Origin of the sequence: Amycolatopsis sp. TNS106 (assembly GCF_019330265.1) — a bacterium.
Lineage (GTDB): Bacteria > Actinomycetota > Actinomycetes > Mycobacteriales > Pseudonocardiaceae > Amycolatopsis > Amycolatopsis lurida.
Window position 1 is genome coordinate 1,404,794 of the sequence record NZ_CP024972.1, and the last position, 13,750, is coordinate 1,418,543.

A 13,750-nucleotide genomic window follows, 5' to 3' on the forward strand; every position below is an offset into this window, starting at 1 on the left:
CGACACCGTTGTCCCATGACAGACGACAAGAAGACGATCGCGTTCGTGGTGTATCCGGGGATGACCCCGCTGGACATGGTCGGGCCGCTGACCGTGCTGGACGGGATGGCGAGCACGGTGCAGGAGTACCGGACGGTCGTGGTCGGAGAGACGAAGGACCCGGTCACCACGGACAACCCGCTGAAGCTCGTGGCAACGCACACCTACGACGAAGTCCCGTCGCCGTACGCGCTGCTCGTGCCGGGTGGCGCCGCGCCGACGCTGAAAGCGCTCGCTGACGAAAAACTGGTGGGGTACCTGCGGACCGCCGCGGCGAACGCGGAACTCGTGACCTCGGTGTGCACGGGATCGCTGCTGCTGGGGCAGGCCGGACTGCTGAAGGGCCGCAAAGCCGCGACGCACTGGATGTTCCGTGATCTGCTGGGCGCGTTCGGCGCGGAGCCGGTCGCCGAGCGCTGGGTCGAGGACGGGAACGTGATCACCGCCGCCGGGGTGTCGGCGGGGATCGACCTCGCGCTGCACCTGGTCGAGCGGCTCGTCGGCGCCGAGATCGCCCGGACGATCCAGTTCGTCATCGAATACGACCCGGAGCCGCCGCAGGGCCCCCTCGATTGGTCGAAGCGGCCGTACGGGGATCTCAAGCCTCTGCTGGAGCACACGCTGAACGAGGCACTCGCCGACGAACCCGCGCTGCGGGACAGGTTGCTCGCGCACACCGGGAAGTAAGAGGCGGCCATCCGGGTGAGAAATCGCTGTCACGGGGACGGCACCGGGTTACATTCTGGGTCATCCGTCCAGGTGATAGGTGGTTCGTGGAGTTCAAGGTGCTCGGCCCGCTCGCGGCCTCGGTCCCGCTGCCGTCGGCGGCTCAGCCCCGCCGGGTGCTCGCGGTGCTCCTGGCCCGGCCGAACGAGTACGTCCACCGGGACACCCTCGTGGACGAACTCTGGCCGCAGGGACCGCCGTCGAGTGCCGCCGCGGTCGTGCAGATGGCGGTTTCCAAGCTGCGCAAGGCGTTGTCGCCCGGCGTGCCGGTGGACGACGTCCGGCAGCGGCTGCGGTCCGGCCGGAACGGCTACCGGCTGACCGTCTCGGCGGGGGAGCTGGACGTCACGGCCTTCTCCGAACTGACCGCCGCGGCCGCGAAGGCGACCGGTGCCGAGCGCGGGACGTTGCTCGAACAGGCGCTGGGACTGTGGCGTGGCCGGGCGTTCGCCGACGTTCCGGTCGGTCCGCTGGTGGAAGCGCACCGGCTGTGGCTCGAGGACCAGCGGAGTTCGGTACTGGGCAAGCTCGTGGAGCTGGAACTGGCGGCCGGTGACCACCGGGCGGTCGCCGATCGGCTGGGACCCGAACTCGCCGCCCGGCCGGGTGACGAACGCCTGGCCGGGTGGCTTGCCGAGGCGCTGCACCGCATCGGGCGCCGGGACGCGGCACTGGCTGTTCTCGACCGGTGCCGTCAGGCGTTGTGGGAGCACGCCGGTGTCTCGCCGGGGGAAGACCTGCTCGCGGTCCATCGCCGGATCGCGGGTACCGGCTGGTCAGCGGGCGGCGCGCCGTGCCGTCTGCCTCCGGCGACGCCGGATTTCACCGGCAGGGCCGGGGAACTGGCGGAGGTGGGACGCGCGCTGCGCGGTCCGGCCCCGGTCGTGCTCCACGGGGCGGCGGGGTCCGGGAAGAGCGCGCTGGCCGTCCAGGCCGCGTGGCGGGTGCGCAAGCGGTTCCCGGACGGGCAACTCGTCGCCGATCTGCGGGACGACGGTGACGTACTCGCCGGATTCCTCCGCGCACTCGGCCTGGCGGAAGCGGAGATCCCAGCCGATCGGACCGGGCGGATCTCGTTGTGGCAGAGCCACACCGCGGACCGGCGGGTGCTGGTGATCCTCGAGAACGGCCGGTCCGAGGCCGAGATACGGCCGTTGCTGCCGAGCGGTCCCGGTTGCGCGGTGATCGTCACGACACGGCGGAGGCTGGCCGGGCTCGTCGGTGCGAGACCCGTCGAAGTCGGTGCGCTGTCCGATGCGGAGTCACGGGACCTGCTCGGCGCGATCGCCGGAGAGACCCGGTTGGCCGCCGAACCCGACGCCGTCCGCCGGGTGCTGGCCTGCTGCGACGGTCTCGCGCTGGCGGTGCGGGCGGCGGGAACGAAGCTGCTGCAGCGGCCGAGGCTGAGCGTCGCCGAGTTCGCGGCGCGACTGGAGAACGAGCGCCTTCGTCTCGACGAACTCGCCGCCGGCGACCTCCGGGTCCGGCCGGTACTCGCCGATGCCCTCGCCGAACTGTCGCCACGACAGCGGAAATCCCTGCGGTTGCTCGGTTCCCCCGGCGTCAGCGAGTTCGCCGGCTGGTTCGCGACGGCCCTGCTCGGCCGTGCGCCCGGTGAAGCGACCGAACTGCTCGACGAACTGGTCGACGACCACCTGCTCCACGCGGAGCCGGACCGGACGGGCTTCGTCCGGTACCGGCTACCGGGCCTGATCCGGCTCGCACTCCGGGAACCACCGGATCCCGGAGCCCTTCGCCGCGCGCTGACGGCCATGGCGGCGTTGGCCGAACACGCGTCCGCAGCCCTCGGCGCCGAGTACCCGCCGTCACGGCGCGGGGATGTCCCGGCGGCGGTTTCGGACCGCGTCGCGGCCGACCCGATCGGCTGGCGTGACGTGGAATCCGCGAACCTCGCACTCGCCGTCCGAACCGCGAAGAACCACGGCTGGACCGAGCTGGCCATGCGGCTGGCCGACGCCTACAGCGATCTCGTCGGCCCGAGGAAGGGTGGATCCCCGGCGTGGCTCGGGTTCGGCATCGTGCGCGATCGCGTCGATCTCCCCGCGGAGGCGGGGAAGCTGCTCAAGCTCGGGCATGCCCACGCCGACGCGGGGGATCTGGCGCGGGCGCGGACCTGTTTCTCCCTGGCGGAGGGCAGGTTCCGCTCCGTGGGTGACCATCCCGGCACCGGGTCCGCGCTCATCGCGCTCGCCGATGTCGACGCCGATACCGGGCGGACCGGCGCGGCGGTCCACGCGCTGAGAGAGGCACTGGACCTGTTGCGGGACTGCGGTGACCTCGCCGGGCAGGCGATGGCGTCGGCCCAGTTCGGCTCGCTGTGGGACGACCTCGGCGACTCCCGCCGGGCGAAGGAATGCTTCGACGCGAGCCTGTTGCTTTCGCTCCATTGCGAGGACGGGCGGCAGCACGACAGGTCTGCCAAACGGTACGCCGACGTCCTGCGCCGGAACGGCCGGATGGACGAGGCGGGCGAGCTGCTGACCAGCGCGTTGATCGGCACGCGCAGCTCGCGTGAACGCCACTGGGAGGCGCACGTCCTCCGGAGTCTCGGCGATCTCCACGCGAAGACCGGTGATGCGGAGGAGAGCGAACGATGCCTCTCGCGGTCGCTGGAGCTGTTCAAGTACGTCGGGCACCGGCATGCCGCCGCCTACACGCACCGGAGCTTCGGCGAATCGCTACGCCTGGCGGGTGAACACGGCCGCGCCGCCGAACACCTGAGCCTGGCGATGAGTACCTTCCGTGACCTCGGAGACCGCCGAGGTGGCGGATACGCCCTGCTCAGCTTCGGGCGTCTGCGGGCTGACGAAGGCGTTGCGACCGAAGCCGCCGAAGGGCTCCGGACCGCGGCGGGGCTCTTTCGTGAGCTGGGTTTCCCGGTGTGGGAATTGCGCGCGCTCAAGGACCTTTCCGCGGTGGACCAGAGCGGACGCCAGCGGGACCGGGCTCGTGAAGCCTTGACGAAGATCCGCTTCGGAGCGACTCCGGCATAGCCCGGTGGGCGACCGCCGGCCGCGGCGTTTGGCGAAGTTATGGCACCGGCGTGTTGACTCCTGCTCAAGTGAGCGGACTTCGCGCCGCCCCGGATCGCGGCACTGGGGGTGGCGGCGCGTACTAGTGGCCGGGTGACGCCTTCCGAGGGCAGGAGGCGTCACCCGGTTCGACGACCTCGCGGGCGGTGCCTAGGACCGGACGTGCAGAAGCGCGTCCGCGTCGTTCAGGATCCCTTGGTCGAGCGGGAAGTAGCCCTGCCGCGGGACGGGGTCGGTCCGGACGCTCGCAGGCGGGACTTCGGATGGGGTGAGCAGGCTCCAGTCCGTGGTGACGTGTTTCTGAAGGAACCCTTCGTAGGTATCGGGCTCAGGCTCCTCAAGCGCTATGGCCTCGCTTCGGCCGAGGCTGGTGGCGACGAAGACGTAGCGGTCGCCGAGCAGCGGAGCCACCAGCGCGCCGGCGGGGAACCAGGTGGTCTCCGTCCCCGCCACCCGCATCGTGCTCGCCTGGCGGCGCAGGTGGAGATTGTGGGCGAAGACCAGGGTCCTGCCCCGGCAGGCTTCGGCGGCGCGGATGTCCAGCAGATTCCGCGCCATGATGGCGTCCCTGGTCGCGACGAGGGGCGTGTAGCGCTCGTGCGGCTCCAGAGGTTCGGCGCATTGCCGGTGATAGCGCAACAGATCGATGCCCGCCATGAGGTGGATCTCCGCCCGCGACCAGTCCTCCGTGACCGGTTCCGGTTTCCGGGAGCGGAGCGTGGCGAGCAGGTCGGCCGCGATCGCCCGCAGCCGGTAGGCGTCGGCCGTGGCACCGGGCGACGAAGCCGCGTCCAGGACGGCTTCCGTGCGGCCCCAGCGTTCGTCGTCGCCCGCCGGGCCCGCGATGTCCGCGTCGGCGCCCAGGAAATCGCGGGCGTACTCGAGATAAGGCCGTGGGCTGGGCGCGGAGGTGTTCTCGGTCTGGGTGTCGAAGCCGTGGAACGAAAGCCGCTCCTCGGGAGGCCGGTGTTCGTTGAACTCGCGCATCCAGGCGATCAGTCGCCTGTTGGCCTCCACGGTGCCGACGGTGTGTGAGAAACCTTCGCTCATCGCGAGGTCGAGGGTTCCGGTGCCGTCCTGGACGAAGTCGTTCGCGATGAGCGCGGCCACGCGATCCGTTTCGAGGGCGATCGAGCGGAAGCCGCGGTCGACCAGTTGGGCGAACAGGGTGTTGCGGACCTCCGCGAAGACCGGGGTCGCGTGCGTCGGCTCGCCCAGGGCGAGCAGGTCGCAGGAGGGGGTCACGAAGTCTCGGATGTCTTGACTCATGAGATTCAAGCGTATCGTTGATGTCCCGGTTGAAACTTTACTCGACGTATCCCGCTCGTACATCGCGGAAGTCTCAAACCAGCCGTCAGGGTGCCGGTCCGTGAAGGCCTCCTTGAGGGACCCAGAGTCCCTCAAGGAGGCCTTCACGGAAACCGGCGGCGGTCTGCCGCGTCGCAAGAAATCCACTTCCGGATAACTCGCTTCCATTCCTTTCGTCCGCTATAAAGTTTAAGAACGCTTCGCACGCGAAGGTGCTTCGCGTGCGAAGTGGCCCTTCGCGGAAATGCGCGAGCGCAAGTTATCAGCAGTTGAGGTGAATCACCGCGTGGCAATCGCCGCGCGGCCGGAGTTCGGCCCTACTTTGGCCCGCATGGTTGAGAAGGATTCGACGGCGCGGACCCGGGAACTGGGCCACCGCATGAAGGCGTTCCGGCAGCGCAGGCACTTCAGCGGAGCCGACGTCAGCCGCCGTAACGGCTGGTTGCAGAGCAAGGTCACGAGGTGGGAACAAGGGCTGCGTGAGCTGTCCGTGGTGGACGCCGCGCTCTATCTCGCGACCTGCGGCGAGGCGGAGCCCGAACGTGACCTGCTGCTGGAACTGACCCAGCCCGGCGGAGACCTGTACTGGGTCCGGCCGTACTTCGACGAACTCGTCGACCCGATGAAATCCCTTGCTATCCAAGAGAATCTCGCGCACACGCTGGTGCGCTACGAGTCGTTGACCCTCCCCGGGCTGCTCCAGACCGAACCGTACGCCCGCACCGCCTTCGAGCTGATCGGCAACCGTGACCAAGCTCAGCTGGACCAGGTCGTGAACGCCCGAATGGAGCGGCAGCGGCTGCTGCAGCGCGATCGTCCACCCCGGTGCCGGTTCTACGTCCACGAACGCGCGCTGCGTTCGGTCGTCGGTGGTCCCCGGATCATGCACGAGCAACTGCTCCACCTCGTCCTGTCGGCGAACCTGCCGTATTGCTCCATTCGTATCGTCCCGGAAAGCGACGGGGTGGGCACGGTGCTTGAGAATTCGTTCACCATCATGGAATTCGCGGAACATCCGGCGGTGGTGTACACCGATTCCTATGCGGCCGGTGTGTTCATCGACGATCGGGTCGCGGTCGAGGCCTATTATTCCCTTGTCGCGAGACTGGAAAGCGATACTCTGACCGAGGAGAGGTCACGTCAAATGCTCGCCGCATGGGCGGACCGGTACGACCGGATGGAGGAGTGAGCCGTCCGGGGTTTCCCGCGGTCCCTTCCTGGGGTAATCCTTCCTGGTAGCCGAGGAGAAGGAGTTCGTGGTGACGAAGACGCAGGGTGGTGCCCCGGTCGCCGAGACGGAGATCGAGCGGAAGTACGACCTGGCGGCCGACAGGCCCATCCCGCCGCTGGTCCCGGCCGGTCCCGTGACGAACCAGGCCGATCCGAGGGTCGACGTCCTCGACGCCACGTACTTCGACACCTCCGACTTCCGGCTCGCGCAGGCTGGTATCACTCTGCGGCGGAGGCTGGGCGGAAGCGACGAGGGCTGGCACCTGAAACTCCCGGTCGGCGAAGACCGGCGCGAGGAACTCCGGCTCCCGCTCGCGGGCAAGCCGGACAAGGTGCCGGGCGCGCTGGCGAAGCTGGTCCGCGCGCACACTCTCGGCGCCAAACTCGTCCAGGCCGCTCACCTGCGTACCGAGCGCACCTCGTACGCCTTGCTCGACGCCGAAGGCCGTGAGCTCGCGACGCTGACCGACGACGTCGTCACCGGCGAAGCGGGCGGGGAGAAGGCGCACCTCGACCGGTGGCGGGAGATCGAGATCGAACTCTCGCCCGGCGCCGACCCCGAAGTGCTCGACAGTCTGGATCAGGCGGTCGTGTCAGCGGGCGCCGAGCGGTCGAGGTGGCCGTCGAAGCTCCGGCGCTTGACCGACGAGCTCGTGCCTTCCGCGAGGGGAGATTCGGGTTCGGTGCTGGCGGACTACCTCGCCGCGCAGCTGGACGCGCTGCGGCGCAACGACATCGGGGTCCGCCGGGACGCCGAGGACGCGGTGCACCAGATGCGGGTCTCGAGCAGGCGGTTGCGCAGCGCGCTGCGGACGTTCCGGCGGTCTCTCGATCCGGACGTCGCGGACGGGCTGGCCGCTGAGCTTCGGTGGCTGGGAGGTGAACTCGGCCCGGCGAGGGACACGGAGGTGATGTCGGCGCGCCTGCACGACGAGGTCAAGGCGCTGCCGGCCGAGCTGGTGCTGGGCAACGTCGAGCAACTGATGACCCGGCATTTCGCGCGCGAGGCCGAAGAGGCCAAGACACGGGCGATCCGGGCACTCGACAGCAAGCGGTACACGGAGCTGTTGCGCGCACTGGAAAAGCTCGTCCGCAAACCCCGGAAGATCAAGGATGGCAAGAAGGAACTACGCAAGGCGGTCGCCCGGTCGAACCGGAAGCTGGGCAAGGCCGTCGCCGCGGCGCGCGAGCTGGTGCCTGGCGCGGAGCAAGACGCCGCACTGCACGAAGTGCGCAAGAAGGCCAAACGAGCCCGGTACGCCGCGGATACGGTCCGGCCGGTGACCGGCAAGAAACTTCGAAAATGGCGAAAGAACGTCAAGGCGGTGCAGTCCACGCTCGGCACGCATCACGACATCGTGGTCACGAGGGAAGTCCTGCGGCTCCTCGGCCTGCGTGCGTACGCCGAGAACGAAAACGCTTTCACCTATGGGGTCCTGCACGGACGGTCGATCGCCGCCGCCGAGGCCGAGCACCGGCGCTTCGCCGGGCAATGGCAAGACTTGGGTAAAGGTTCTCGCCCGAAATGGCTCAATTGAGGTAGCCCGGGTTGACCTCTCGCCGTCGCCGAGTACCGTCGAGGGAACTTGGTGGTCTGGAGAGAGGCGCCCCAATGTTGCCTGGCCAGCGCGTACCCGGCGAAGCGCCGCCCCTGGCCGTGACCAGCAGCCGCCGCAAGGACGGCGTCCTCATCCTCACCGCGGTGGGGGAGATCGACGCGGCCACGGTCGGGCGGTTCCGCACCGAACTCACCGGTGCGTGTGTCAGGGGACGGCACGTCATCCTCGACCTCTCCGGCGTCCGCTTCCTCAGTTGTGCCGGCCTGCAGGCGCTCGAGGAGGCCAACGCGGTGTCCCCGCGGTTTTCGGTGATCGTGAAGACACCTCTGGTGTCACGGATCCTGGATGTCAGCGGGGTCGGAGCCGATCTCGACGTCCGATGGGACGTGGAGGACGTGCGGCTCTAGGCGCTGTCCTGCAAGTCATGTTCGCGGTCTCCGCGCCCAGGCCGCCAGGAACCACCTGGATCACGAAGCCCATCGAACAGACTTACCGGACACAGCCTAGTCCCCGTCGAGCTCGACCTCGTCGGCGGTGACGTCCGGCAGCAGACCGCGCCAGCGCGGGTTGCGCAGGCAGCCCGCGTCGGTCCAGCCGCCGAAGACGACTTCGCCGACGATGGTCGGCCGCGACCAGCGCGCGTCGCGCGCCTGCTTCTCCGGAACGGAGTGGAACGGGGATGTCTTGCGCTCCAAGCGGAACAGCCGCCGGGAAAGCTCGGCGAGTTCGCTGCCCGCGAAGCCGACACCGACGTTTCCGATGTACCGCAGGCCATCCTCGTGCGGGACGCCGAGCAGCAGTGAGCTGAACGTGTCCGCCCGGCTGCCGCCGCCCGGCCGCCAGCCGCCCAGCACCACTTGCTGCACCAGGGTTCCGGTGATGGAAAGCCAGTCACCGGTGCGCCTGCCCGGGTGGTACGCGGAGCCGGCCCGTTTGGCGACGATACCGGCTAGCCCGTGTTCGCGAGCCGCCCGCGCGACCGCGCCGCCGTCCCCGGGGTAGTACCGCGAGACTTGCCAATGCGGGCCGCTCAACCCGAGTTCGTCGAGGAGTTCTCGCCGGTCGACGTAGGACGTGCCGAGGCAGGAGCGGCCGTCGAGATGCAGGAGGTCGTTCACCAGATAGAAGGCCGGATACCGGGGCATGAGCCGTTTGGCGGAGTTCTTCGTCGCCCGCACGCGGTGCCCGAGCCCTTCCGGACTCGGCTTCCCGCCGTCGAAGACGACGATCTCCCCGTCCAGAAATACCTCTGTGGCACCGAGTTGTTCCCCGAGGCCGCGGAATTCGGGATACAGCCCGGTGACGTCGTCACCCGAATCGTCGTAGGCGGTGATCCGTCCCCCGGACACCCGGATCAGGGTGCGGCGCCCGGACCAATCGAATTCGTAGGCCCATTCCGCGTCTTCGCTGGTGGACGGAAGCCGGCCCGGTTTGGTCAGCATCGGGGCGAGGAAAGAGGGGAGTTCCGCGCGGCCGGGATCGGCCGGGTCGAGTCTTTTGAGCAGCCAGCCGTTGTCCCTGCCGTCCTTCTTCACGTTGAGGAACTGGTATTTCCCGCGTGCTCGCTCGCCATGGAAGATTACCTCGACCTTGTGGTCGTCGAAGTGCAGCGTTTCGTACCGGCCGGTGTCCCAGATCGTCATGGTGCCACCGCCGTATTCGCCCGCGGGTATCTCGCCTTCGAAGGTGAGGTATTCCATCGGGTGGTCTTCGGTGTGCACGGCGAGCCGGTCGAGATCCGGCGACATCGGCAGGCCTTTCGGCACCGCCCAGGAGACGAGCACTCCGTCCCGTTCGAGGCGGATGTCCCAGTGCAGGCTGCTCGCGTGGTGTTCCTGGATGACGAACAGATCGTCGGCACCGGTTTTACCATCGCGATCCGGAAGGGGCTCGGGAGTCCGCCCTGGTCTGCGTTTACGGCGGTATTCGCCGAGTTTCTCCGCCATGGTCGGCAGGCGCACCCCTCTCCGGATCGGGTCACGCAAGCCTAGCGCCGTTCGCGCACCTTCCGTACGCCGAAGGCCTCTTTTCCCGCGGTGAAAGCAGGAAAAGAGGCCTTCGCGCGATCCTGTTCAGTCGGTTTCGGCCAGTGCCTCCGCGAACTGGGCGGCATAGAGCCGGGAGTACGCACCACCGGTGAGCAGCAGCGTTTCGTGGTCGCCCTGTTCGACGATCGATCCGTTCTCCATCACCAGGATGACGTCCGCGTCGCGGATGGTGGAAAGCCGGTGCGCGATGACGAAACTCGTCCGGCCTTCGCGCAGCGAATTCATCGCCCGCTGGATCAGTACCTCGGTCCGGGTGTCGACGGAGCTGGTGGCCTCGTCGAGGATGAGGATCGCGGGCTTCGCCAGGAACGCCCGCGCGACGGTGATCAGCTGTTTCTCGCCGGCGCTGACCGTGCCGCCCTCGTCGTCGATCACCGTGTCGTACCCGTCGGGAAGGGTGCGGACGAACCGGTCGACGTGGGTCGCCTTGGCCGCGGCCACGACCTCGTCGTGCGTGGCGCCCTCGGAACCGTAGGCGATGTTCTCCGCGATGGTTCCGCCGAACAGCCAGGCGTCCTGCAGGACCATGCCGGTCTTGGCCCGCAGGTCCTCGCGGTCCATCCCGGCGATGTCGACACCGTCGAGGGTGATCCTGCCGCTGTCGAGTTCGTAGAACCGCATGAGCAGGTTGACCAGCGTGGTCTTCCCGGCGCCGGTCGGGCCGACGATGGCGACGGTGTGTCCCGGTTCGACGGTGAGCGACAGGTCCTCGATGAGCGGGGTGTCCTCGGCGTACCGGAACGACACGTGCTCGAACTCGACCTGGCCTCGCACGTCCTCGACCCGAGCGGGCTCGGCGGGCTCGGGTTCCTGCTCGTCCGCGTCGAGCAGCGCGAAGACCCGCTCCGCGGACGCGATCCCGGACTGCAGCAGGTTCGCCATGCTGGCGATCTGGGTGACCGGCTGGCTGAACTGCCGTGAATACTGGATGAACGCTTGGACGTCGCCGAGTGACAGGGTTCCGGACGCCACCCGCAGCGCGCCGATCACGGCGACCAGCACGTAGCTCAGGTTGCCGATGAACATCATCGCGGGCTGGATGGTGCCCGAGATGAACTGCGCCTTGAAGCTCGCGCCGTAAAGCGTGTCGTTGTGCTCACGGAAGACCTCTTCGGCCTCCTCGCGGCGCCCGAAGACCTTGACCAGCGAGTGCCCGGTGTACATCTCCTCGATATGCGCGTTGAGCCGCCCGGTGGTGGACCACTGCTTGATGAACTGCGGCTGCGCCTTCTTGCCGATCTTGGCCGCGACGATCACCGACGCCGGCACCGAGAGGAGCGCGACGAGCGCCAGCAGGGGCGAGATGACGAACATCATCACCAGCACACCGACGACCATCAGCAGCGACGACACGATCTGCGCGAGGGTCTGCTGGAGGGACAGCGCGAGATTGTCGATGTCGTTGGTGGCCCGGCTCAGCACTTCGCCGCGCGGCTGGCGGTCGAAGTAGCTCAACGGGAGCTTGGCGAACTTCTCTTCGATCCGCTCACGCAGGTCGAACACCGCCCGCTGGACCAGGTTCGTGGTCAGCCTGGCCTGCAGCAGCGAGAAGAACGACGCCACGATGTAGAGCAGCAGGACCCACAACAGGACCTGGCCGACGGCGTCGAGGTCGATGCGCTGTCCGGGGACGAAGTCGATCCCCGAGTACAGGTCGGCGACGGTGTTGTCGCCCGCGGCCCGCAGCCCGGCGATGACCTGTTCCTTGCTCACGCCCGCGGGCATGTCCTTCGCGACGACGCCCGCGAAGATGAGGTCCGTGGCCATGCCGAGGATCTTCGGGCCGATGACGCTGAGCGTGACACTGGCGATGCCGAAGATCAGGATGCCGTACAGCATGGCGCGCTGTGGTTGCAGCAGCCGCAGCAGCCGTTTCAGCGATCCCTTGAAGTCCAGGGCCTTCTCGGCGGGCTGTCCGCCCATGAAGCCGGCTGGGCCGCGGCCGAAACCGCCTCCGCCAGGGCCGGGGCCCCGTGCCGCGCTCGCGCGCTCGCCCACCGGTTTGGTGGTGGTGGTGTCCGAAGAAGACTGTGTGGATTCGGGCGCGCTCATCAGGCGGCCTCCTGCTCGGTCAGCTGGGACAGCACGATCTCCCGATAGGTTTCGTTGCCGTCCATGAGTTCGGTGTGCGTGCCGCTCCCGACGACGCGGCCTTCGTCGAGCACGACGATGCGGTCGGCGTTGCGGATCGTGCTGACCCGCTGCGCGACGATGACCACGGTCGCCTCGGCGGTCTCGGCCGCGAGCGCCCGCCGCAGCGCGGCGTCGGTCGCGTAGTCGAGCGCGGAGAAGGAATCGTCGAAGAGGTAGATCTCGGGGCGCCGCACCAGCATCCGGGCGATCGCGAGCCGCTGCCGCTGCCCGCCGGAGACGTTGGTCCCGCCCTGGGCGATGGGGGAGTTCAGGCCCTCGGGCATCCGCTCGACGAAGTCCTTGCCCTGGGCCACCTCCAGCGCGTGCCAGAGCTCCTCGTCGGTGGCGTCGGACTTGCCGTAGCGAAGATTGCTCGCGACCGTCCCGGCGAACAGGTACGGCTTCTGCGGCACCAGCCCGACGGCGTCGGACAGCACGGTCTGATCCAGTTCGCGGACGTCGACGCCGTCGACCCGCACGGAGCCGCCGGTGACGTCCATCAGCCGGGGGATCAGGTTGAGCAGCGTGGTCTTGCCGCTGCCCGTGCTGCCGATGATCGCGGTGGTCTCACCGGGCAGGGCCAGCAGCGAGATCTCCTGCAGCACCGGCTTCTCCGCGCCGGGGAACCGGAATTCCACATCGGACAGTTCGAGTCGTCCGTGCACCTCGCCGGGGCTGATCGGGTTCTCCGGGAGGACGACGCTGGTGTGCGTGTCGAGCACCTCGGTGATGCGCTCGGCGCTGACCTCGGCGCGCGGCACCATCATGAACATGAAGGTGGCCATCATGACCGCCATCAGGATCTGCATCAGGTACGAGAGGAACGCGGTGAGCGCGCCGATCTGCATGCTGCCGTCGTCGATCCGCAGCCCGCCGAACCACAGCACGGCGACGCTGGAGGCGTTCATCACGAGCATGACGATGGGGAACATCAGGGCCATCAGCCTGCCGACGACGAGCGAGACGTCCAGGAGTTCGGTGTTGGCCTTGGTGAACCGCCGCCGTTCGTGCGTGTCCTTGACGAACGCCCGGATCACGCGGATGCCCATGATCTGCTCGCGCAGGATCTGGTTGATCTTGTCGATGCGCTCCTGCATCAGCCGGAACGCCGGACGCATCTTCGCGATGATGACCCCGACCGAGACACCGAGGATCGGCACCGCGAGCACAAGCAGCCACGAGAGCGTGACGTCCTGGTTCAGCGCCATGATGATGCCGCCGAAGCACATTATCGGCGCGGACACCATCAGGGTGAAGGCCATCAACGTCAGCATCTGCACCTGCTGCACGTCGTTGGTGGTGCGGGTGATCAGCGACGGCGTCCCGAAGTGGCCGACTTCGCGGGCCGAGAAGTCCTGGACCCGGTGGAAGATCGCGCCGCGGACGTCCCGGCCGACCGCCATCGCGGTCCGGGCGCCGTAGTAGACGGCGCCGATCGAACAGGCGATCTGCACCAGCGACACGAGCAGCATGACGCCGCCGACACCGAGGATGTAGTCGATGTCGCCCTTGACCACACCGCCGTCGATGATGTCGGCGTTCAGCGTGGGGAGGTAGAGCCCGGCGAGGGTCTGGACGAACTGCAGCAGCACGATGAGCCACAGGTCTCGCCGGTACGGGCGCAGGTGAATGCGCAACAGCTTGGTCAGCACAA

The 13,750-nt window shown here is 68.3% G+C and carries 9 protein-coding genes; 5 read left to right on the top strand and 4 right to left on the bottom strand.

The annotated features are described in order from the left end of the window. Positions 1–15 precede the first annotated feature (15 nt). Both CVV72_RS06250 and CVV72_RS06255 read left to right on the top strand, forming a co-directional pair. Positions 16–726, top strand: coding sequence for a DJ-1/PfpI family protein (locus CVV72_RS06250; RefSeq protein WP_219151463.1), 711 nt, complete (start codon positions 16–18; stop codon positions 724–726). Positions 727–812: 86 nt separating this feature from the next. Then, entirely contained in the window at positions 813–3,779 is a 2,967-nt protein-coding gene (locus CVV72_RS06255) for an AfsR/SARP family transcriptional regulator (RefSeq protein ID WP_219151464.1), read from the top strand. A gap of 189 nt (positions 3,780–3,968) precedes the next feature. On the opposite strand, the gene CVV72_RS06260 is transcribed toward CVV72_RS06255, so the two are convergent. Then, positions 3,969–5,087: an erythromycin esterase family protein gene (locus CVV72_RS06260; RefSeq protein ID WP_219151465.1), complete on the bottom strand. Its 1,119-nt coding sequence runs from the start codon at positions 5,085–5,087 to the stop codon at positions 3,969–3,971. A 370-nt stretch (positions 5,088–5,457) separates the two neighbouring features. Here CVV72_RS06260 and CVV72_RS06265 point away from each other — a divergent pair, with 370 nt between their 5' ends. The 3 genes from CVV72_RS06265 (at position 5,458) to CVV72_RS06275 (ending at position 8,322) form a co-directional block, all read left to right on the top strand. Then, on the top strand, positions 5,458–6,315 hold the full coding sequence (locus CVV72_RS06265) for a helix-turn-helix transcriptional regulator (protein ID WP_219151466.1): 858 nt from the start codon (positions 5,458–5,460) through the stop codon (positions 6,313–6,315). Between the two features lie 67 nt (positions 6,316–6,382). Next, the gene (locus CVV72_RS06270) at positions 6,383–7,894 is read left to right on the top strand and encodes a CYTH and CHAD domain-containing protein (protein WP_219151467.1); all 1,512 of its coding nucleotides are present in this window, start codon (positions 6,383–6,385) and stop codon (positions 7,892–7,894) included. 74 nt (positions 7,895–7,968) lie between these two features. Further along, the gene (locus CVV72_RS06275; protein WP_219151468.1) at positions 7,969–8,322 is read left to right on the top strand and encodes an STAS domain-containing protein; all 354 of its coding nucleotides are present in this window, start codon (positions 7,969–7,971) and stop codon (positions 8,320–8,322) included. 96 nt (positions 8,323–8,418) lie between these two features. On the opposite strand, the gene CVV72_RS06280 is transcribed toward CVV72_RS06275, so the two are convergent. The 3 genes from CVV72_RS06280 to CVV72_RS06290 all read right to left on the bottom strand — a co-directional run bounded on the left by CVV72_RS06280 (position 8,419) and on the right by CVV72_RS06290 (position 13,748). Continuing rightward, on the bottom strand, positions 8,419–9,876 hold the full coding sequence (locus CVV72_RS06280; protein ID WP_219151469.1) for a DNA polymerase ligase N-terminal domain-containing protein: 1,458 nt from the start codon (positions 9,874–9,876) through the stop codon (positions 8,419–8,421). A gap of 111 nt (positions 9,877–9,987) precedes the next feature. Next, positions 9,988–12,015, bottom strand: coding sequence for an ABC transporter ATP-binding protein (locus CVV72_RS06285; protein ID WP_370641861.1), 2,028 nt, complete (start codon positions 12,013–12,015; stop codon positions 9,988–9,990). Then, positions 12,015–13,748: an ABC transporter ATP-binding protein gene (locus tag CVV72_RS06290; protein ID WP_219151470.1), complete on the bottom strand. Its 1,734-nt coding sequence runs from the start codon at positions 13,746–13,748 to the stop codon at positions 12,015–12,017. The genes CVV72_RS06285 and CVV72_RS06290 overlap by 1 nt, the downstream gene beginning before the upstream one ends. Positions 13,749–13,750: the final 2 nt, after the last annotated feature.

What these genes read in the sequence shown, in the direction of transcription:
- CVV72_RS06250 (WP_219151463.1), top strand. Translation starts at nt 16, where the DNA reads ATGACAGACGACAAGAAGACGATCGCGTTCGTGGTGTATCCGGGGATG.
- CVV72_RS06275 (WP_219151468.1), top strand. Translation starts at nt 7,969, where the DNA reads ATGTTGCCTGGCCAGCGCGTACCCGGCGAAGCGCCGCCCCTGGCCGTG.
- CVV72_RS06285 (WP_370641861.1), bottom strand. Translation starts at nt 12,015, where the DNA reads ATGAGCGCGCCCGAATCCACACAGTCTTCTTCGGACACCACCACCACC.
- CVV72_RS06265 (WP_219151466.1), top strand. Translation starts at nt 5,458, where the DNA reads ATGGTTGAGAAGGATTCGACGGCGCGGACCCGGGAACTGGGCCACCGC.
- CVV72_RS06260 (WP_219151465.1), bottom strand. Translation starts at nt 5,087, where the DNA reads ATGAGTCAAGACATCCGAGACTTCGTGACCCCCTCCTGCGACCTGCTC.